At 67.4% G+C, this 20,755-nt stretch carries 18 protein-coding genes and 1 pseudogene; 12 read left to right on the forward strand and 7 right to left on the reverse strand.

The window, feature by feature from the left end; all coding sequences use genetic code 11:
- Positions 1-144 precede the first annotated feature (144 nt).
- Positions 145-1,062 (forward strand): MT-A70 family methyltransferase, encoded by a 918-nt coding sequence (locus AAD027_RS06735; protein ID WP_341725243.1) that lies wholly within the window; start codon positions 145-147, stop codon positions 1,060-1,062.
- On the opposite strand, the gene AAD027_RS06740 is transcribed toward AAD027_RS06735, so the two are convergent.
- Positions 1,031-1,735 carry a BglII/BstYI family type II restriction endonuclease gene (locus tag AAD027_RS06740; RefSeq protein ID WP_341725244.1) on the reverse strand — a complete coding sequence of 235 codons (705 nt, stop codon included), beginning with the start codon at positions 1,733-1,735 and terminating at the stop codon, positions 1,031-1,033. The two genes, AAD027_RS06735 and AAD027_RS06740, sit on opposite strands and share 32 nt — an antisense overlap.
- Positions 1,736-1,922: 187 nt before the next feature.
- Here AAD027_RS06740 and rimO point away from each other — a divergent pair.
- Positions 1,923-3,088, forward strand: a pseudogene (gene rimO / locus AAD027_RS06745) (30S ribosomal protein S12 methylthiotransferase RimO).
- A gap of 192 nt (positions 3,089-3,280) precedes the next feature.
- Here rimO and greB read toward each other — a convergent pair.
- From greB to AAD027_RS06760, 3 genes are read right to left on the reverse strand one after another with little or no spacing between them, the layout of a single operon-like run.
- Complete coding sequence (gene greB, locus AAD027_RS06750; RefSeq protein ID WP_341725245.1) at positions 3,281-3,787, reverse strand: transcription elongation factor GreB; 507 nt, start codon at positions 3,785-3,787, stop codon at positions 3,281-3,283.
- Positions 3,784-4,296, reverse strand: coding sequence for a hypothetical protein (locus tag AAD027_RS06755; RefSeq protein ID WP_341725246.1), 513 nt, complete (start codon positions 4,294-4,296; stop codon positions 3,784-3,786). The genes greB and AAD027_RS06755 overlap by 4 nt, the downstream gene beginning before the upstream one ends.
- Before the next feature lie 58 nt (positions 4,297-4,354).
- Positions 4,355-5,857 carry a helicase HerA-like domain-containing protein gene (locus tag AAD027_RS06760; protein ID WP_425605406.1) on the reverse strand — a complete coding sequence of 501 codons (1,503 nt, stop codon included), beginning with the start codon at positions 5,855-5,857 and terminating at the stop codon, positions 4,355-4,357.
- A gap of 133 nt (positions 5,858-5,990) precedes the next feature.
- Between AAD027_RS06760 and AAD027_RS06765 the strand changes: the two genes are divergently transcribed.
- Positions 5,991-7,565 (forward strand): transglycosylase SLT domain-containing protein, encoded by a 1,575-nt coding sequence (locus AAD027_RS06765; protein ID WP_341725247.1) that lies wholly within the window; start codon positions 5,991-5,993, stop codon positions 7,563-7,565.
- 997 nt (positions 7,566-8,562) lie between these two features.
- Here the strand turns inward: AAD027_RS06765 and asd are convergent.
- Positions 8,563-9,408, reverse strand: a complete 846-nt coding sequence (gene asd / locus AAD027_RS06770) for an archaetidylserine decarboxylase (RefSeq protein ID WP_341725248.1) — start codon at positions 9,406-9,408, stop codon at positions 8,563-8,565.
- Positions 9,405-10,058, reverse strand: coding sequence for an SCO family protein (locus tag AAD027_RS06775; protein ID WP_341725249.1), 654 nt, complete (start codon positions 10,056-10,058; stop codon positions 9,405-9,407). The genes asd and AAD027_RS06775 overlap by 4 nt, the downstream gene beginning before the upstream one ends.
- A gap of 172 nt (positions 10,059-10,230) precedes the next feature.
- Here AAD027_RS06775 and prmB point away from each other — a divergent pair, with 172 nt between their 5' ends.
- From prmB to AAD027_RS06815, 8 genes are all read left to right on the forward strand, one after another.
- Entirely contained in the window at positions 10,231-11,160 is a 930-nt protein-coding gene (prmB, locus tag AAD027_RS06780; protein ID WP_341725250.1) for a 50S ribosomal protein L3 N(5)-glutamine methyltransferase, read from the forward strand.
- A 68-nt stretch (positions 11,161-11,228) separates the two neighbouring features.
- Complete coding sequence (locus AAD027_RS06785; protein ID WP_345786436.1) at positions 11,229-11,465, forward strand: GIY-YIG nuclease family protein; 237 nt, start codon at positions 11,229-11,231, stop codon at positions 11,463-11,465.
- A gap of 104 nt (positions 11,466-11,569) precedes the next feature.
- Positions 11,570-12,703 (forward strand): chorismate synthase, encoded by a 1,134-nt coding sequence (gene aroC / locus AAD027_RS06790; protein WP_341725407.1) that lies wholly within the window; start codon positions 11,570-11,572, stop codon positions 12,701-12,703.
- On the forward strand, positions 12,696-13,736 hold the full coding sequence (locus tag AAD027_RS06795; protein ID WP_341725251.1) for a 2-hydroxyacid dehydrogenase: 1,041 nt from the start codon (positions 12,696-12,698) through the stop codon (positions 13,734-13,736). The genes aroC and AAD027_RS06795 overlap by 8 nt, the downstream gene beginning before the upstream one ends.
- 76 nt (positions 13,737-13,812) lie before the next feature.
- Entirely contained in the window at positions 13,813-14,838 is a 1,026-nt protein-coding gene (locus AAD027_RS06800; RefSeq protein ID WP_341725252.1) for an aspartate-semialdehyde dehydrogenase, read from the forward strand.
- 86 nt (positions 14,839-14,924) lie between these two features.
- Positions 14,925-16,667, forward strand: coding sequence for a FimV/HubP family polar landmark protein (locus AAD027_RS06805; protein WP_341725253.1), 1,743 nt, complete (start codon positions 14,925-14,927; stop codon positions 16,665-16,667).
- A 4-nt stretch (positions 16,668-16,671) separates the two neighbouring features.
- Positions 16,672-17,490, forward strand: a complete 819-nt coding sequence (gene truA, locus AAD027_RS06810) for a tRNA pseudouridine(38-40) synthase TruA (RefSeq protein ID WP_341725254.1) — start codon at positions 16,672-16,674, stop codon at positions 17,488-17,490.
- A 269-nt stretch (positions 17,491-17,759) separates the two neighbouring features.
- Positions 17,760-18,395 carry a phosphoribosylanthranilate isomerase gene (locus AAD027_RS06815; RefSeq protein WP_341725255.1) on the forward strand — a complete coding sequence of 212 codons (636 nt, stop codon included), beginning with the start codon at positions 17,760-17,762 and terminating at the stop codon, positions 18,393-18,395.
- A 104-nt stretch (positions 18,396-18,499) separates the two neighbouring features.
- On the opposite strand, the gene AAD027_RS06820 is transcribed toward AAD027_RS06815, so the two are convergent.
- Positions 18,500-19,384, reverse strand: coding sequence for a LysR family transcriptional regulator (locus tag AAD027_RS06820; protein WP_341725256.1), 885 nt, complete (start codon positions 19,382-19,384; stop codon positions 18,500-18,502).
- 102 nt (positions 19,385-19,486) lie between these two features.
- Between AAD027_RS06820 and trpB the strand changes: the two genes are divergently transcribed.
- Complete coding sequence (gene trpB / locus AAD027_RS06825) at positions 19,487-20,698, forward strand: tryptophan synthase subunit beta (protein ID WP_341725257.1); 1,212 nt, start codon at positions 19,487-19,489, stop codon at positions 20,696-20,698.
- The last annotated feature ends 57 nt before the right edge of the window (positions 20,699-20,755 follow it).

Raw genomic sequence — 20,755 nt, forward strand, 5'->3', positions numbered from 1 at the left:
CCCAACCGATCGGTCGATCTCAGCGCGTGCGACTTGTACCAACTTCAATGCACGTCTGATGAGCGGGCAGCATGGACTTTACCCACATCGATTTTCCCTGCAAAAAGATCTTTCCAAAGATCTATTTTTGTGTAAGATGAGCGCATGTCTAGCAAACCACTCCGTCCCGAAGATGCGCCCGCTCCTCTCCCGCGAGTCGTTGGCGGTTTCCCTACTATCCTTGCCGACCCTCCTTGGCGGTTCTCCAACCGCACCGGCAAGGTCGCTCCGGAACATCGGCGCTTGGATCGCTACTCCACGATGTCGCTTGATGCGATCAAAGCAATGGAGGTGAAGGAAGTCGCTGCGCGTGACGCCCATCTTTATCTTTGGGTGCCGAACGCCTTGTTGGTTGACGGCCTAGCAGTGATGGAAGCATGGGGTTTCCGGTATGTAAGCAACATTGTGTGGGCCAAGCGCCGCAAGGACGGCGGACCGGATGGCCGTGGAGTTGGGTTCTACTTCCGGAACGTCACGGAACTCCTGCTTTTCGGAGTGCGTGGCTCAATGCGTACGCTTTCGCCCGGGCGTTCCCAAGTGAACATGATTGAGACGCGGAAGCGAGAGCACTCGCGTAAGCCGGATGAACAATACGAACTGATTGAAGCATGTTCACCCGGCCCACGCTTGGAGCTATTTGCTCGCCACCCCCGTCAAGGCTGGACGGTATGGGGCAATGAAGCCGGTGAGGACGTGACACCTCGCGGAGCAGTGCACAAGGGTTATGCCGGTGGTCCGATTCTGCCGGCATTGAAGCCCAATGAGCATCTCGGGCAGGAGCGCGCGGAAGCAGTGGGCAAGCGGCTCCGCGAGCGATACCTGAAAGGCGAGAGTGTTAGGGAGTTGGGGATGGATACGGGCTATTCCATCCAGCGTATCCGTGCCTTGCTTGCGGCGGCCGGAACCCAGATGCGACCACGCGGGCGTCACATGGCTCATAGCCAGTTCAACCCACCCTCTGGGCGGCACACAGGCCGCAGTCAGCCAAGCACTAGGGCACGAAAGGCTGACCGTTCCAAGTAGATCGAGTGGCAGCGACGACCAATAGCGGGCAAGTACCCATGACGCCTCGCCTGACGCGCAGTGCTGCTTTGTCGAGATTTGTCGTCGTAGACGTGCTGAGATCAATCGGAAGCTTTGGGTTCCGGTAACTCTCAAGAAGTGTGTTCTGGTAATCCTTCCACAACTCTTGGGCCAGTTCTTTCAGGGGAAGGCGGTCTTGGGTAATGAGCACCGCCGCCGATATCACGCCTGCTTCGTGCCAAGCGCGATACGCTGAAAGATCGCGATCCAGATTGCCGTCTTTTGCGTTCCACTCAACATCCAGCGCGACCCGACCTTTGAAGTTGTCGACGAGGTAGCCCTCTTGTTTGACAACCGGAAGTCGACCCACTTCCTCGTTGTTTTTTGCATACAGAATACCTTCCGTATGAATGTCGACTCGTATTTCGCGCCAGCCTCGGTGGGCGAACATATCGTCAATTTCCTTGGCAATGTCCCCGCGGTTGCCACCGGCCTTGAGCCATTGACGTGGGTCAAGCGCAAACTGCTCTAACACCTCGGTTATGTCAGCCCACTCGTCGGGGCAGACGGACCTGAGCACTGCTGCTGCAGAGCTGGTCTCAAGGAATTCCCAACGCTCTCGAATCGCAGGCGCAAGGACGACAGGGTCATCGTAGGTTTTGGTCTCGAACATACAGCAAGCTTAACCGAACAGGCTCAGAGCACTTGCGGTCATCGGCACGCAGACCATCCGAATCGACCGGGTGAAGTGCCGACTCGTTTGGATATCTAACAGGTATCCGACGTGTGTGAATCGACCAGGGTCTTGGGCGGATGCTTTATAAAAATTTATTTAAAATCAATAGTCTATGAAGTTCTCTATGGATCCGTGGATATGGCACTCGGAGCCTTTCTTTGAAAACCTCATATTGAATCAATATGATAGGCGAGTGTCTCGAGTGGGGATAGTTTCACTTGGCTGGCCGAAGGCCCTGGTCGATTCCGAACGCATCCTCACCCAGCTTCGGGTCGAAGGCTACGACATCGTGCCCACCTACGATGCTGCCGACGTGGTGGTGGTGAATATCTGAAGCTGACGCCACGGCACTACGCCTATCTGAAGATCTCGGAAGGCTGCAATCACCGCTGCAGCTTTTGCATCATTCCGTCGATGCGTGGCGACCTGGTCTCGCGCCCGGTGGACGAGGTGCTGCGCGAGGCCGAGTGGCTGGTGAAGCGGGGAGTGAAGGAACTGCTGGTGGTCTCGCAGGGCACGTCCGCCTACGGCGTGGACGTCAGGTACGCCGAACGCGAATGGCGCGGCAAGGCCTGGCAGACCCGCATGAAGGCGCTGTGCGAAGGCCTGGGCGAACTCGACGCCTGGGTGCGCCTGCACTACGTCTACCCGTACCCGCACGTGGACGACGTGATCCCGCTGATGGCCGAGGGCAAGGTGCTGCCTTATCTGGACATCCCGTTCCAGCACGCCAGCCCACGCATCCTCAGGATGATGAAGCGCCCGGGCGCGGTGGACAGGACGCTGGAACGGGTGAAGCGCTGGCGTTCGATCTGCCCCGACATCACCCTGCGCTCCACTTTCATCGTCGGTTTCCCCGGCGAGACCGAGCAGGAATTCGAAAATTTGCTGCAGTTCCTGGACGAAGCGCAACTGGACCGCGTGGGCGCGTTCGCCTATTCGCCGGTCGAAGGCGCCGCCGCCAATGCGCTGCCCGGTCCGGTGCCGGAAGAGGTGAAGCAGCAGCGGCTGGCGCGCTTCATGGAAAGACAGGCGCGGATATCCGCCGCGCGGCTGGAGGCCAAGGTCGGCACGGTGCAGCAATGTCTCGTCGATCTGCTGGAGGACGGCATCGCGGTGGCGCGCTCGAAGGCCGATGCGCCGGAGATCGATGGCCTGGTGCACATCCAGAACGGCGATGAAGCGCGATTGCGCGTGGGCCAGTTCGTCGATGTGGAAATCACCGAAAGCGATGAGCACGACCTGTTCGGCGATGCGATCGTCAAGGCCAACGCATTGCCGGTGCTCTGACGTGCATCCGTAGGAGCGGGCCATGCCCGCGATGCTCTTTGTGGGTGTACGGGAAAGCATCGCGGGCATGGCCTGCTCCTACGGACGCATAGACGACCAATTCCTGTAGGAGCGCCCCATGGGCGCGATGCTTCAAAAGAGGGAAAGCAAGAGCATCGCAAGCATGCGCCCTGAAGGGCACGATGCCCGCTCCTACACCCCGGGGTATTCGACGTCCAGGATCACGAAGCCGGTCATGCCGCCCGGCAGCATCACCTCGAATTCGTCGTCGATCCGCTTCTTCAGCAAGGCGCGCGCCAGCGGCGAGTCGATGCTGATCCAGCCGCGCGCGGCGTCGGTCTCGTCGGGGCCGACGATGCGGTAGCGCGAGGTTTCGCCACTGGCCAGGTTCTCCAGTTCCACCGTCGCGCCGAAGAACACCGCCTGTGGATCGCTGGGCGCGGTCTCCACCACGCGCAGCGCTTCCAGCCGCTTGCTCAGGTAGCGCACGCGCCGGTCGATCTCGCCCAACTGCTTCTTACGATAGGTGTATTCGGCGTTCTCGGAGCGGTCGCCTTCTGCGGCGGCCGCGGCCAGCGCCTTCACCACCTCCGGGCGCCGCACGCGCCAGAGGTCGTCCAACTCGGCCTTCAGGCGATCATGGCCTTCGCGGGTGATCAGGGCGGTGCTTTTCTCGCCCGGGGGACGCCAGCGGCTCAACGTTCGATACGCACGAAGCCGGCGGACCAGTTGGTCGGGCTGCCGTCGGGGTTGAGCAGAAGCAGTTTGTCGCGGGAGGTTACGGCAAACAGCAATTCCCCGCTTTCGGGCAGGATGTTGTCCGGGGTCAGGCGCAGGCGAGTACCGTTCTCTTCCAGCACCCACTTTCCTTTCTCGCGGGAAACGATCACGCCGCCGGTAAAGACATAGTGTCCGTCCGCCTTCAGGTCGAACACCTTGGCTTCGTCGCTGTCGGCGGCTTTCAGGTCAAGCACATCGTTGCTGAAGCCAAAACGACCAGCCAGGTGCCCAGGCTCGACGCTTTCCGGTGGAACGGGGCCATCGGTTCGCAGCGACACGGCATCCGGGATTTCCTCGCTGGCGGCCACGTCGATGGCCATCGCCCCGTCGGTCGGCGTCTCCGGCGAGGATTCGGGGGCCTCGCCCCGGCATGCGGTCATCGACGCGAGCATCAGGCAGAGCGCCAGGATTGCAGGGACATGTTTCATTGAATGGTCTTGTCTTGGAAGCCTTCCGGGCACCTCGCCGTGGGCGACACGTGCCGGTTCAGCGCTTGCCGCCGAAGATGCCGCCCAGGATGCCGCGCACGATCTGGTTGCCCAGCTTGGTGCCGATGGTGCGGGTGGTCTGCTTGGCCATGGTCTCGATCATGCCCTGGCGGCGCTTGGTGCCGAACACGGCATCCTTCACCGCCTGGCCGAAACCGCCGGCGTCCGGGTCGTCCCGCTCCGTCTTCGCGGCCGGCGCGTTGGCGGTCTGGACGGCCGACTCGGCGCGCCTGGCCAGCATCTCCGCCGCGGACTCGCGGTTGATGGACGTGTCGTACTTGCCGCCGACCGGGCTGCCCGCGCGTACCTGCTGGCGCTCGGCTTCGTTGATGGCGCCCATCCGGCAGCGCGGCGGCGATACCAGTGTCTGCTGCACGGGCGAGGGCACGCCCTTGTCCTGCAGCGTGGACACCAACGCCTCGCCGGTACCCAGTTTGGAGATGGTCTGCGCCACGTCCAGCTTCGGGTTGGGCACGAAGGTCTCGGCGGCGGTCCTCACCGCCTTCTGGTCGCGCGGGGTGAAGGCGCGCAGCGCATGCTGCACGCGGTTGCCCAGCTGGCCGAGGATATTGGCCGGCACGTCGTCGGGGAACTGCGAACAGAAGTAGACGCCCACGCCCTTGGAGCGGATCAGGCGGACCACCTGCTCGATGCGCTGCTGCAGCGCCGCCGGCGCGTCGTCGAACAGCAGGTGCGCCTCGTCGAACACGAACACCAGCTTGGGCTTGTCCAGGTCGCCCACTTCCGGCAGGGTCTCGAACAGTTCCGACAGCAGCCACAGCAGGAAGCTGGAATACAGGCGCGGCTTGAGGATCAGTTGGTCGGCGGCGAGGATGCCGATCACGCCGCGGCCGTCCGTGTGGGTGCGCATCAGGTCGGCCAGTTCCAGCGCCGGTTCGCCGAAGAACATCCCGCCGCCCTCCTGTTCCAGCCGCAGCAGCGCGCGCTGGATGGCGCCGACCGACTGCGTGCTGACCAGTCCATAGCTGGTGGAGATGTCCTTGCGTTCGGCGGCCACCAGGCCCAGCAGGGCGCGCAGGTCCTCCAGGTCGAGCAGCAACAGGCCGCGGTCGTCGGCCAGCTTGAACACGATGTCCAGCACGCCGCCCTGGGTGTCGTTCAGCTCCAGGATGCGCGAGAGCAGGGTGGGGCCCATCTCGCTGACCGTGGTGCGGACCGGATGGCCCAGCTTGCCGTACAGGTCCCAGAACACCACCGGGCTGGCGCCCGGCGCGTAGTCGGCGATGCCGATGTCCGCAGCGCGCTGCAGTACCTTTTCGTTGCCATCGCCCGCCACGGCCAGGCCGGCCACGTCGCCCTTCACGTCGGCCATGAACACCGGCACGCCCATGCGCGAGAAGCCTTCGGCCAGGGTCATCAGGGTGACGGTCTTGCCGGTACCGGTGGCGCCGGCCACCAGGCCATGGCGGTTGCCGAATTTCGGCAGCAGGGTGACGGCGATGTCGTCCGTGATGCCCTTGCCCAGCAGGATAGGTTCCATGGTCTGCCTCTCGTGGTGATGCCCGGATTCTAGCGGCTGAACTTGACCGCAGGGACAACGACCCTTGCCTTCCGACCTTGCCCCCCGTGGAGGGCAGGGCTAACCTCCCGGCTCACACATGCGGATGCTCCTGATGTCCTTTGCTTCGTTTTCCACGCGCGCCTGGCCGCTCCTGGCGGTCATGGCGCTGGCGATGGCGGCTTCCCCGGCCCTTGCCCAGCGTGTTTCGGCCCGCGACAAGGCCGCGATCGACCAACTCGACGAACGCATGGCCGCGGCCGAGAAGCGCTACCGCGACGGACTGGTGCTGATCGCCAACAACGATCCCAAGGGCCCGGCCGAGAGCGACGCCGCGCTGGAGGACATGGAGGACGTGCTGGATGCCTGCATCAAGCAGCGCGGCTGCCAGGTGCATACCTTGCTGGCGGCCTACAAGCGCTTGCTGAAGGACAACGCGGACGGCGAAGCCGCCGCTTCCGACGAGGAGGTCCCCGCGGACAGCCTGGACGACGGCACCGACCATTCGTTCCCGGCCGGCGACAACCTGCCCGAGACGGCCCGCGCCGCGGCGCTGCTCAACGACCAACGCCATGCCTTCGACCGCATGGTCGAATACAACCCGGCCGTGCAGGCCGGCATCCGCCGCTGGCTGACCGACATGCGCCCGGCGCTGATCGACAGCTACGAGAACTACCAGAACATGCGCACGGAGATGTATCCGAGCTGGGAACGCCACCGCCTGCCGGAGGCCCTGCTGTTCGGCATCATGGCCAAGGAATCCAACGGCCGCGTGCATTCCACTTCGCGCGCCGGTGCCGCCGGGCCCATGCAGTTCATGTACGCCACCGGCCGCCGCTTCGGCCTGGGGCCGGACGGCAGCGGGTTCGATACCCGCTACGACCCGTACGCCTCCGGCGAGGCCAGCGCGGCGTACATCAACGAGCGCATGCGCGAACTGAACAACAACATCGAAATGGCGCTGGCCGCGTACAACGGCGGCGAGGGCCGCGCCGCGCGCGTCCATCGCCAGTACGACGGGCTGGGCTTCTGGGACGACGTGGTGTACAGCCAGTTCCCAGGCGAGACGCGCGACTACGTGCCGATGGTGATCGCGGCGGCGTGGCTGTTCCTGCATCCCACGCAGTACGGGCTGGAGTTCCCCAGGATCAACGTGCAGCCGGCCACGCTGAGGCTGGCGCGCGACGCGTCGATCTACGAACTGACCATCTGCCTGGGCAACGGCGGCACCCGCGATGGCTACATGCGCACGCTGCGCAACCTCAACCCGCGCTACCAGGCCGAGGCATGGATTCCCGCCGGCACCACGCTCAAGGCCAACAACCGCATCGTCAGTCTGTACAACCGCTACTGTGTGAACGGCCCGCGCTCGGAACTGGCCCGCACGCTGGTCAGCGCCGATCCCAACGCCGCCATCCGCCGCGCCGTGCGCACCGGCAACGTGGCGGTGGGCGACGTCACCCCGGTGGCCGGCGTGCCGACGACGGTGGCGACCGGCGCACCCAAGCCGGCCGAACCCAGGGCGAAGCAGGCGCGCGATTACCGCGTGGCCAAGGGCGACACCCTGGGCCGCATCTCGCAGCGCTTCCAGTGCGACCTGAAGAAGCTGGCCGGCGCCAACAGCATCAAGGCGCCAAGCTACAGCGTGCGGCCGGGGCAGACGCTCAAGCTGGAAAGCTGCAGGAAGTAAGCTGGTGACGGCTTCGCCGGCGATTCGATTGCGCGCGCGCCGCCACGCAGCAGTGAAAGCGCACCCTGTACAGGGTGCGCCCTGACGTACCACTGCCATCCGCTGTGCACGCTCCAAGCCCCTCTCCTACCGGGAGAGGGGTCGGGGAGAGGGGTGAGCGAAGTTCGTTCGCCTCCGCCATCCGATGCGTAGGGTGCGCCCTGGCGCACCACCCCTCTTCGCTTGACCAGGCGGACCACCTTCGGAAAGACCTTCTTTACATCGGGCATGGTGCGCTCGCCGCGAGGCGTCACTTGACCAGCCTTCGGCTGTTGAGAAGCGCTTCTTTGCTTGTGCAAAGAAAGTAACCAAAGAAAGCACACCCCAGGCGGCGCGCCCTGCGCTTCGCTCCGGGTGCGCAAGCGGACCGGGAATTTTCGTAAGGCACATCCCTGTGCCATACGAAAACGCCGCCCATCCGGGGCGGCGCCCTTCGGGTTTTACCCGGCCCGCTTGCCGCGCCTAAATGGGGGCCCCTGAAAGGCAAGAGCACAAGCAGGTTGTCTGATTGATCCGGGAGCCCCCTGTCGGGCCCCCTGAGGTCCGGCAGTCCCGGCAGGTACAACCCGCAGGGCGGCGCACAGGACGTGCGCCGTTTCCGGATGACACAGGATGTGTCTTCCGGAAATTCCTGCCGGGACTGCGCACCCGCCACGCAGTGGCGGGCGGACCGCCGGGGTGTGCTTTCTTTTGCCTACTTTTCTTTGCACAAGCAAAGAAAAGTAGGGCCCCGCGGCGAGCGCGCCATGCTTGATGAAAGCAGGCCCTTCCGAAGAGTGGTAATGAACATATTGCGTTCGGAGTTAATGAACTCAATACGTGAATCCGCATGCTGCCGGTACATGAAGCAAGACGCAGGCGGGCTTCGTTCGCCCCTCTCCCCAACCCCTCTCCCGAGGGGAGAGGGGCCTGGATCGCGTGCGTCGGAGAGCGGTGGTGCGCCAGGGCGCACCCTGCGTCAGGCGATCCGGGTCGCCAGCCGCTGCCCCAGTCTCACCGGCGATTCAGCCTTCAGTTCCGGCGTCAGTTCCGCCGCGCCCGGCGGCAGCAGGATGATCACGGTCGAGCCGTAGTTGAAACGCGCCATTTCCTCGAACCGCTCCAGCGCGATGCCCGCACCGCGGTAGTCCTTCACCGTTACCGTGTCGCCGTAGCGCGGGATCTCCACGCCGCTCCACACGGTTTCCACGCCCGACACCAGCAGCGCACCCACCATCACCGAGGCCATCGGGCCGAAGTCGGTATCGAAGTGGCAGACCAGTCGTTCGTTGCGCGCGAACAGGCGCGGCACGTTCGCCACCGCGTCGGTGCCCACGCTGAAGAGCCGTCCCGGCACGTGCACGGTCTCGCGCAGCGTGCCCGTCCACGGCATGTGCACGCGGTGGTAGTCGCGCGGCGACAGGTAGACGGTGGCGAACAGGCCATAGCGGAACGGCGCCGCAGCCGTCTCGTCGCCCAGCAGCTCGGCCGCGGTGAACGACTGGCCCTTGGCCTGGAAAATACGGCCGTCCTCGATGGCGCCGCACTGGCTGATGCGGCCATCCGCCGGCATCAGCAGCGCGCGCGGATCCGGGTCGGCGATGCGCGCGCCGGGTTTCAGCGCGCGGGTGAAGAACGCATTGAAACTGGGATAGGCGCGTGGGTCGGGTTCGGCCGCTTCGGCCAGGTCGACGTCGAACCTGCGCACCACCGTGTCGATCAGCCACTGCTTGACGCGGGGCGAGGTGGAATACGCCAGCCGGCGCGCCAGCGAGGACAACAGACGATGCGGCAGCACATGGGTCAGCGAGGTCAGCAGGCTCATTTCGCCGATGTCTCGGTCAGCGCGCGCATGTCGGCCGCGATGGCCCTCGACTGGAACGGCGGGCGGATCAGCCCGGCCAGCCGGCCCTGCGGGTCCAGCACGCCGATCGCGGACGAGTGGTCCATGCTGTAGTCGTTGGGATTCTCGTCGTAGCCCTTGCCCGGCACCTTCATGAAGACGAAGCCCAGCGACTTGGCGAAATTCTCCAGCGTGGGCACATCGGCGGTGGCGGCCAGCGTGTCGGCATGGAAGGCGTGGGCGTATTCGCCGATGCGGGTGGGCGTGTCTCGCTCCGGGTCCACCGACACGAACAGCACGCGCGGGCGGATGGAATCCGGCAGGTCCTTCCACTGCGCCTGGGCCTGCGCCAGTTCGGCCAGCGTGGTCGGGCAGACGTCCGGGCAGAAGGTGAAGCCCAGGAACACCAGCGTCCAATGGCCGTTCAGTTCGCCCGAGGCCAGTTGCGTGCCGTCCGACTGGCGCAGGGAGAACGGCGGCAGCGGACGCGCCTGCGGGAACATCGTCACCGCCTGCGTGGCCGGCCATGGCGTGGCGGGCGCGGCTGGGCCGAAGTATTTCTGCGCGGCCAGCAGGCCCAGGCCCGCGGCCAGCGCCAATACCAATATGAAGCCGATTTTCTTGTTGAACATGGGGGCAGGGAGTCCGGCAGGTCAGTGGGGGCGGCCCGCCCGCGGCGCGCGATGGCCACGGAAGCCCGGCCGGACCTGCGTCCGCCGGGCGCGCCGACAATCCCGCCATGATACCGGCGCAGCCCCTATAATCGGGAGCCGAACCGAACGGGCGCTCCCCACAAGCCTTGCCATGACTGCCGAAGCAGCCGCAGAACTGCACACGATCATCGACCTGATCCGTTACGGCGCCAGCCGTTTCAATGCCGCCGGGCTGGCCTTCGGCCACAGTTACGACAACGCCCTGGACGAGGCCACGCACCTGGTCCTGCATACGCTGCACCTGCCGCCGGACCTCGGCCCGGCCTACGGACAGGCGCGCGTGACCACGCCGGAGAGGGCGCAGGTCCTGGCGCTGTTCCAGCGCCGTGTGGACGAACGCATCCCGGTGGCCTACCTGACCGGCGAAGCCTGGTTCGCCGGCCTCAGCTTCAAGAGCGACGCGCGCGCGCTGGTGCCGCGTTCGCCGATCGCTGAACTGATCGAATCCGGCTTCGAACCGTGGCTGGGCGGGCGCGAGGTGAACCACGCGCTGGACCTGTGCACGGGTTCGGGCTGCATCGCCATCGCGATGGGCCACTACCGCCCGGACTGGCAGGTGGACGGCGTGGACATCAGCGACGACGCGCTGGCGCTGTCGGCCGAGAACAAGGCCCGCCTGCACGCCGACAACGTGCGGTTCATCAAGTCGGACCTGTTCGGCGGCTTGGCCGGCAGGCATTACGACCTGATCGTCACCAATCCGCCGTACGTGACGGACGACGAGACCGACGCGCTGCCGCAGGAGTATTCCTTCGAACCGGAACTCGGCCTGCGCGCCGGCGACGACGGCCTGGACCTGGTGCTGAAGATCCTGCGCGATGCGCCGCTGCACCTGAGCCAGGACGGCCTGCTGATCTGCGAGGTGGGCGAATCCGAGCGCGCGCTGGTCAGGCTGCTGCCGGACGTCGAGTTCGCCTGGATCGAGTTCAAGGTGGGGCAGATGGGCGTCTTCGCGGTGGAATGCGCGGAGCTGATCCGCCACAACGCCCGCATCCGCGAACTGGCCGACGCGCGGGCCTGATGCGGCGGAGCAGGTTGTTTTTTGCTCGTCATTCCCGCGCAGGCGGGAATCCATGCCAGTGACCCGTCATGAAGCAGCCAGCCGTCTATATCCTGGCGAGTGGAAGGAATGGCACGCTTTACATTGGAGTCACCGGCAACCTGTTGGCACGGACCTGGCAGCATCGCGAGCACATGGGTGACGGCTTTACCCATCGATACAACGTCACCCTGCTCGTCTGGTACGAACTGCATGCCACGATGGATACCGCGATTGCACGGGAAAACAGATTAAAAAGTGGAATCGCGCATGGAAGCTGCGGCTGATTCAGGAAGTCAATCCACGATGGCGGGACTTGTGGGTCGACATCGTCGGATAGGATATGGGCATGGATTCCCGCCTGCGCGGGAATGACGAGCGAATTCAGGGTATCGGATTGAACACCTTTGGCCACATCTTGCGCGTCACCACGTTCGGCGAATCGCACGGGCCGGCCATCGGCTGCGTGATCGACGGCTGCCCGCCGGGGCTGCAGATCGCGCCGGAGGAGTTCCGCCACGACCTGGAGCGCCGCGCCACCGGCAGGTCGCGGCACACCTCCGCGCGCCGCGAGGCGGACGAGGTCGAGATTCTCAGTGGTGTGTACGAAGGGAAGACCACCGGTACGCCCATCGCCCTGCTGATCCGCAACACCGACCAGCGCAGCAAGGACTACGCCAACATCGCCCAGCAGTTCCGCCCGGGCCATGCCGACTACAGCTACTGGCAGAAGTACGGCATCCGCGACCCGCGCGGCGGCGGGCGCTCGTCCGCGCGCGAGACGACGATGCGCGTGGCGGCGGGCGTCATCGCCAAGAAGTGGCTGGCGCAGCGCCATGGCGTGACCGTGCGCGGCTACCTGGCGCAACTGGGCGGGATCACGCCGCGGCCGCCGTTCGACGGCGCGCCCGATTGGAGCGCGGTCGAGGACAACCCGTTCTTCTGGCCATGCGCCGGACAGGTGCCGGAACTGGAAACCTACATGGATGCGCTGCGCAAGTCGGGCGATTCCATCGGCGCGCGCGTGCAAGTGATTGCCGACGGCGTGCCGCCGGGCTGGGGCGAACCCATCTACGGCAAGCTGGACGGCGAACTGGCCGCCGCGCTGATGAGCATCAACGCGGTGAAGGGCGTGGAGATCGGCGACGGTTTCGCCGCCGTTACCCAGAAGGGCACCGAGCACCGCGACCTGATGACGCCGCAGGGCTTTTTGTCCAACCATGCGGGCGGCATCCTCGGCGGCATCGCCACCGGCCAGCCGGTCACCGCGTCCATCGTGCTGAAGCCCACCTCCAGCCTGCGCCTGCCGGGGCAGACCGTGGACGTGGCCGGTGAACCGGTCGAAGTCGTCACCACCGGCCGCCATGATCCGTGCGTCGGTATCCGCGCCACGCCCATCGCCGAGGCGATGGTGGCACTGGTGCTGATGGACCAGGCGTTGCGCCATCGGGCGCAGTGCGGCGATGTCGGCGAGGTGTTGCCGCGCATCCCGGGCGCCGCGTCTTCCGGAAACGCCGATGACTGAGCCGCGACCGCGCGTCTGGGTGTCGCAGCCGCTGTTCGACGACATCGTCGGACGGCTGAAAGCGCATTTCGACGTGCGCGCGACGGAGGATGTGACCGAATACACGCCGGCGCAGGTCGCGGACGCGCTGCGGGACGCCGACGGCGCGCTGGTTACCCTCAACGAGCGCATCGGCGCCGACGAAATCGCCGGCGCCGCGCGGCTGCGCGCCATCGCCAATGTCGGCGTGGGCTACAACAACCTCGATATCGGTGCGCTGACGGCGGCCGGCATCGTCGCCACCAACACGCCGGACGTATTGACCGAGACCACCGCCGATTTCGGTTTCGCGCTGCTGATGGCCACCGCGCGCCGCATCACCGAGGCCGAGCGCTGGCTGCGCGAAGGCCAGTGGCGGCAGTGGTCGTTCGGCACCCTGCTGGGCGCCGACCTGCACGGCAGCACGCTGGGCATCCTGGGCATGGGGCGGATCGGGCAGGGCATCGCGCGCCGCGCCAGCGGTTTCGACATGCGTGTGCTGTACCACAACCGCAGCCGCCTGCCCGAAGGCATCGAGCGCGAAACCCGCGCCACCTATGCCGGCTTCGACGACCTGCTGTCGCAGTCCGATCACCTGGTGCTGGTGCTGCCGTATTCCCCGCAGGCGCACCACCTGATCGACGCCGCCGCGCTGGCGAAGATGAAGCCCACCGCCACGCTGGTGAACATCGCCCGCGGCGGCATCGTCGACGAACTGGCGCTGGTCGACGCCCTGGCGAACGGCCGGCTGGCCGCCGCCGGGCTGGATGTCTACGAAGGCGAACCGGTGGTGCGGCCGGAACTGCTGGCACTGCGCAACGTGGTGCTCACCCCGCACATCGCCAGCGGCAGCCTGGCCACGCGCCGGGCGATGGTGTCGCTGGCCGTGGACAACCTGATCGCCGCGCTGGGCGAGGGCGACGCCGCCGGCCATCCGCCCACGCCGGTCAATCCCGAGGCGCTGGGCGCCGCCCACGCCGGCAACATCATCGCGACCAAACGACAGGGAGCCTGAGGCACGCCCGCAGGTTCCCCGGACACAGCCCCATTCCGCTGTCTTCATTTTTCTACCCCCTACGAATCCATCTTCCATGAGCAACCAGAACCGTACCTTCACCGTCGCCGTCGTGGGCGCCACCGGCGCCGTCGGCGAAACCATGCTGTCCATCCTGGCCGAACGCGACTTCCCGGTCGGCAAACTCGTCGCGCTGGCCTCCGAGCGCTCCGCCGGCGGCACCATCGAGTACAACGGCGAGAAGATCGCCGTGCAGGACCTGGCCACCTTCGACCCGGCCGGCGTCGATATCGCGCTGTTCTCCGCCGGCGGCGGCGTGTCGAAGGAGTACGCGCCCAAGTTCGCCGCCGCCGGCGCGGTGGTGATCGACAACTCCTCCGCCTTCCGCTACGACGACGACGTGCCGCTGGTGGTCAGCGAGGTGAACCCCGAGCAGGTGCAGAACCGTCCGCGCGGCATCATCGCCAACCCGAATTGCTCCACCATGCAGATGCTGGTGGCGCTGGCGCCGATCCACCGCAAGGTCGGCATCGAGCGCATCAACGTGGCCACCTACCAGTCGGTGTCCGGCGGCGGACGCTCGGCGCTGGAGGAACTGGGCAAGCAGACCGGCCAGTTGCTCAACTTCCAGGAGATCGACCCGCAGCGCTTCCCGGTGCAGATCGCGTTCAACCTGATCCCGCACATCGACGACTTCCTGGACAACGGCTTCACCAAGGAAGAGATGAAGCTGGTCTGGGAAACCCGCAAGATCCTGGGCGACGACAGCATCCAGGTGAACCCCACCGCGGTGCGCGTGCCGGTGTTCTACGGCCATTCCGAAGCCGTCAACATCGAGACCAAGACCAAGATCACTCCGGAAGAGGCGCGCGCCCTGCTGGAAGCCGCGCCGGGCGTGGAAGTGGTGGACGACCGCAAGCCGGGCGGCTACCCGACGCCGGTCACGCACGCCTCCGGCACCGACCCGGTGTACGTGGGCCGCATCCGCGACGACTTCTCCCATCCGCGCGGCCTGAACCTGTGGATCGTCTCCGACAACATCCGCAAGGGCGCGGCCCTGAATGCCGTCCAATTGGCGGAACTGGTGGCGAAAAACGGCTGAACCGCTATATTCGTGGCCGGGAAACTGGGGGAAGCGCCGTGAAACCGACGCAAAGACATCGGACGGCAAGACATCGGCTGGCCGGCATGATCGGGCTGGGTCTAGCGTTGCTGAGCAACGCCGCCCTGGCGCTGGGGCTGGGCGAAATCCGGGTGCGTTCGCAACCCGGACAGCCATTGCTGGCCGAGATCCCGATCATTTCCAGCGAACCGGGCGAACTGGAACAGCTGCGTGCGCGGCTGGCTTCGCCGGTGACGTTCGAGCGTGTCGGCCTGCCGCGCCCGCAGGGCCTGGTCAACGAACTGGATTTCACCGTGGCGCTGGACGAATCCGGCCGCCCGGTGGTACGCGTCACCAGCCGCACCCCGGTGGACGTGCCAGCGGTCAACTTCCTGATCGAAGTCGATTGGGGGCAGGGCCGGCTAGTGCGCGAATACTCCGCGCTGGTCAGCGCGCCGGGCACGCTGGCCGTCGCCGAGCAGCCGGTGATCGACGTGCCGCTGGCCGCGCCCAGCGACGTGATCGAACGCCTGCCCGAACCCGCGGTCGCCGTCGCCGAGCCGGAACCGGAGCCACCCGCTCCCGCGCCCGCGCCCGCGCCGGCACCGCAACCGGTCGCCGCCACGCCCGCGCCACCATCGCCCGCGCCGGTGCCGCAGCCGGCGGCCGACATCGTGCCGGGCGACACGCTGGCGCCGGTCCGCCGTGGCCAGACGCTGTCGCAGATCGCGCAACCGCTGGCGCGGTCGCAGGGATATACGCTGGACCAGGCCATGGTGGCGCTGCTGCGCGCCAACCCCGAAGCCTTCATCAACGGCAACATCAACCTGCTCAAGCAGGGCGCGGTGCTGCGCGTGCCCGACGCCGCGCAGGCGCAGGGCATCCTGGAAAGCGAGGCGGCGGCGCTGGTGCGCAGCCAGATCGCCGAATGGCGCCGCGCGCGCGCGCCGATTCCGCAGCCGGCCGCGGTGGTCGAACCGGCCGGCACCCCGGCATCCGCATCCGCCGCGGCGCCGCCGTCGCGCGTGGCCGATGCGCGCCTGGAAATCGCACCCGCGGCGACGAGCGCGACGGGTTCTGGAACGCAGTCCGGCGTCAGCGCCGGCGGTGAGGGTGAGATGTTGGCGAACGAACAATTGCAGCAGAGCAAGGAAGACCTGGCCGCGCGCGAAGCCGAAGTGCAGGAACTGCGCTCGCAGGTGGCCGATCTGGAAAAGCTCAGGCAGCAGCAGGAGCAGTTGCTGGCGATGAAGGACAGCGACCTGGCCGCCGCGCAGCAGCGCCTGGCGCAGTCGCAGGGCAGCGATGGCGGTGTCCCGGTGTGGGCGTGGGCGGGCTTCGGCCTGCTGTTCGCCGGCTCGCTGGCGTGGGGTTTCGCCCAGCGCCGCAAGCGCCTGGCGCCGGCGCCCGTGCCGCGCGGCAGCGTGTTGTCCGGCGGCCCCGGCGGCAGTCGTGCCGCCGAACTGGCGGCCGTCGTGCCGATACCGGCCGCGCCGGCCGGGCAGGGTGCCGAACCCGTCGCGCCGCTGGAACCGGTCATCGTGCCTCTCCCGGTACAGGCCCCGATCCCGGCGCCGCCGCAGGCCGCCCCGCGTCCGGCGGTGGCTTCCGGGGCTCCGTCGGGTCCGACCTGGCATTCCGGCGACGCCGCCGCGTCGGTGCCCCCCCTCAATGCCGCTTCCGCCGGCCGCGACCGGCTGGAACTGGCGGTGGCCTACCTGGACCTAGGCGATGTGGCGACCGCGCGCGACCTGTTGAACGAAGTCGTGGCCGGCAACGATGCCGGCGCACGCGACGAAGCCATGCAGCTGCTGCGCGAAATCGGTTGAACGGATGACGCGTTACGCGCTGGGCGTCGAATACGACGGCGGCGGATTCCTGGGCTGGCAGCGCTTGACCCGGTCCGGCACCCCGGACGGGACCACCGTGCAGGCGGCGCTGGAGAACGCGCTGTCGTCCGTCGCCAACGCGCAGGTCGACACGGTCTGCGCCGGCCGCACCGATGCCGGCGTGCACGCGCAATGCCAGGTGGTGCACTTCGACAGCGACGCGGCGCGCGACCCGCGCAGCTGGGTGCTGGGCGCCACCTCGCGGCTGCCGCCGGGCGTGTGCGTGCGCTGGTGCCAGCCGATGCCGCAGGATTTCCACGCGCGCTTTTCCGCGCGAGCAAGGCGCTATCGCTACTCGCTGGTCAACCGGCTCGCGCGGCCGGCACTGGAACGCCAGTACCTGGGCTGGGAACGCATGCCGCTGGATGCCGGCGCGATGCATCGCGCCGCCCAGGCGCTGCTGGGCGAGAACGACTTCAGCGCGTTCCGCACCGTGCACTGCCAGTCGCCGCACGCGATGCGCAACCTGCATGCGATCTCGGTGGCGCGGCACGGCGAACGCGTCGTCGTCGAGGTCCAGGCCAATGCGTTCCTGCACCACATGGTGCGCAACATCGTCGGCTCGCTGCTGGTGGTCGGCCGCGGCGAGCGACCGGAGGACTGGATCGCCGGACTGCTGGCCGGCCGGGACCGCACCGTGGCCGGACCGACGGCACCACCGGACGGGCTGGTCTTCGTCAGCCCACTGTATCCGGCGGAGTGGGGATTGCCGGACGAGGTGACCCTGCCGCCGGAATGGAACGCTCACCACAACCCGCCGTAGGAGCGGGCCATGCCCGCGATGCTCTTCGGCCACATCACGCAAAAGCATCGCGGGCATGGCCCGCTCCTACGGGAGAGCTGCTGTCCTCGTGCCTGTAGGAGCGCCCCATGGGCGCGATGCTTTGCTCGGCGGCGCGCCGCCAGGTTCGAACTGCGGGAGCGACGTGAGTCGCGGCCTTAGAGGTGTCCGGTCGCGACTCACGTCGCTCCCACGGGAAAGACGGAAAGCGGTTACGCTCCCTTCCGCCTCCTCCCTCCCACCTCCCACCGATGCCCCACACCCGCATCAAGTTCTGCGGCCTGACCCGCGCCGAGGATGTCCGCCTGGCGGTGGAACTGGGCGTGGACTACATAGGCCTGGTGTTCGCGCCGCAGAGCCCGCGCCGCCTGCTGCTGGGCCAGGCGCGCATGCTGCGCGACCTGGTGCCGGAAGAGATCGCCGTCGTCGCGTTGCTGATGGACAATCCGCCCGGCGAGGTGGAGAAGCTGGTGGAAGCACTGCAGCCGGACCTGCTGCAGTTCCACGGCGCGGAGGAAGATGCGTTCTGTGCCGCGTTCGGTGTGCCGTTCTGGAAGGCCGTGGCGATGGGCGGGCAGGCCGAGAGTGCATTCTCCAGCCTTGCCCGCTACCCGTCTGCCGCCGGTTTCCTGTTCGATGGCCATGCGGCGGGCGAGCAGGGCGGCAGCGGCCAGCGCTTCGACTGGCGGCAGATGCCCGCGACGACCGACAAACCGTTCCTGCTGGCCGGCGGGCTCTCGCCGGAGAATATCGGCGTGGCCCTGCGCACCGCGCGGCCCTGGGGCGTGGACGTGTCCAGCGGCATCGAAAGCGCGCCCGGGATCAAGGACGCCGACAAGATGCGGCGCTTCGTGGAAGCGGTGCGGCATGCCGACGCGAAGCTGTAGGGTGCGCGATCACACGCCGTGAAAGCCTGCCCGTCGTCATCCGGGCGCGCTGCGGCGCGCTCGCCATTGCGCAGGTGGAGTGGCCATCGGGGCGCGGGCGCACCCTACGCCAGTTCGCGGCGCAGCCAGTCGGCCAGCGCCGGCAGGCGCGGGTCGCGGTTGCCGCGCACGCCGCACAGCGCCCATTCGCCGCCGGTTTCGACGAACCCCCACGGCGCGACCAGCCGTCCGCTGTCCAGGTCGGCCTGCACCAGTTCCTGTGGCGCGATCGCCACGCCCAGGCCGGCGGCGGCCGCTTCCAGCAGGTAGGTCAGGTGGTCGAACCCGGTGCCCAGCCGCAATGGCGCGGGGTCCAGCTGTTGCGCGTCGAACCAGCGCGGCCAGGCCTGCGGGCGGGAGGCCGTGTGCAGCAACGGTTCGTCGCGCAGGGTGCCGGCAGGCGCGACGCGCAGCGCGTCGAAGCGGACATGGCGCGGGCTGAGGACGGGACCGATCCGCTCCGGCGCCAGCGAATGCGCCTGCCAGTCCGCCGGCCATGGCGCTTCGCCCAGCAGCAGCGCCGCATCCAGCCCGGTCAGCGCGGCGTCGAAGCCGCCTTCCTGCGCGGACAGGTGCAGCTTCACCTCGGGCAGTTCCCGCGCCAGCCGTTCCAGCCGCGGGATGACCCAGCGCGCCAGCAGGCTGCCCGGGCAGCCCAGCACCAGCGCGGCCGGCCGGGAATCCCGGCGCAGCGCGGCCCAGGTGGCGCGCAAGGGGGCGAACGCTTCGCCGGCGGCGTCGCGCAACCGCACGCCCTCGGCCGTCAGCGCCAGGCCGCGGCCTTCGCGGACGAACAGCGGCCGGCCCAGCTCGTCCTCCAGTGCCCGGATGTGGCGGCTGACCGCCCCGTGGGTGACGTGCAATTCCCCGGCGGCGCGGCTGACGCTGCCCAGCCGGGCGGCGGCCTCGAAGGCGCGCAGGGCGTTCAGCGGGGGCAGGGGGCGGGCCATATCCGTGAGTTTTCCTGACGAATGTGACCCATATTATCGGTTTTTGGGAAGGTACCTGTGCGTTAGAGTGATGCCATGCCATCCACGACCGCAGCCCCCGCTATGCAAGCCCCCGCCGACTACCACGCCTACCCCGACGCCAATGGCCATTTCGGCCGCTACGGCGGCCGCTTCGTGGCCGAGACCCTGATCGGCCCGCTGCAGGAACTGGCCGCGGCCTACGATGCCGCGCGCGCCGATCCGGCCTTCATCGCCGAGTTCGACAAGGATCTCGCGCATTACGTGGGCCGGCCCAGTCCGATCTACGAGGCCGAGCGCCTGAGCCGCGAAGCGGGCGGTGCGCGCATCCTGCTCAAGCGCGAGGACCTGAACCACACCGGCGCGCACAAGATCAACAACACCATCGGCCAGGCGCTGCTGGCCAGCCGCATGGGCAAGACCCGGATCATCGCCGAGACCGGCGCCGGCCAGCACGGCGTGGCCAGCGCCACCGTGGCCGCGCGGCTGGGGCTGGAATGCGTGGTCTACATGGGCGCCACCGACATCGAGCGGCAGAAGATCAACGTCTACCGGATGAAGCTGCTGGGCGCCACGGTGGTGCCGGTCACCAGTGGTTCGGCGACGCTGAAGGACGCGCTGAACGAGGCCATGCGCGACTGGGTGACCAACGTGCACGACACCTTCTACATCATCGGCACCGTGGCCGGCCCGGACCCGTATCCGCGCATGGTGCGCGACTTCAACGCCATCGTCGGCCGCGAAGCGCGCGCGCAGATGCTGGCGCAGTACGGCCGCCTGCCGGACGCCATCACCGCCTGCGTCGGCGGCGGCAGCAACGCCATCGGCCTGTTCCATGCCTTCCTCAACGATGCCGGCGTGCGCATCGTCGGCGCGGAAGCGGCGGGCGACGGCATCGAAACGGGGCGCCATGCCTCTTCGCTGGCGGCGGGCCGCCCCGGCGTGCTGCACGGCAACCGCACCTACGTGATCTGCGACGACGACGGGCAGATCACCGAGACGCATTCGATCTCCGCCGGCCTGGACTATCCCGGCGTGGGGCCGGAGCACGCGTTCCTGAAGGACACGGGCCGCGCCGAATACGTCGGCGTCACCGACGAGGAAGCGCTGCACGCTTTTCACACGCTGGCCCGCACCGAAGGCATCCTGCCCGCGCTGGAATCCAGCCACGCCGTGGCGCAGGCGATGAAGCTGGCCCGCGAACTGCCTAAGGACGCGCTGGTGCTGTGCAACCTGTCCGGTCGCGGCGACAAGGACGTGCACACCATCGCCGCGCGCGAGGGCATCACCCTGTAACCCCTGTAGGAGGGGCTTCAGCCCCGACCGCTTTTCCGAACCCACGGTCGGGGCTGA

Origin of the sequence: Pseudoxanthomonas putridarboris (assembly GCF_038321125.1) — a bacterium.
Lineage (GTDB): Bacteria > Pseudomonadota > Gammaproteobacteria > Xanthomonadales > Xanthomonadaceae > Pseudoxanthomonas_A > Pseudoxanthomonas_A putridarboris.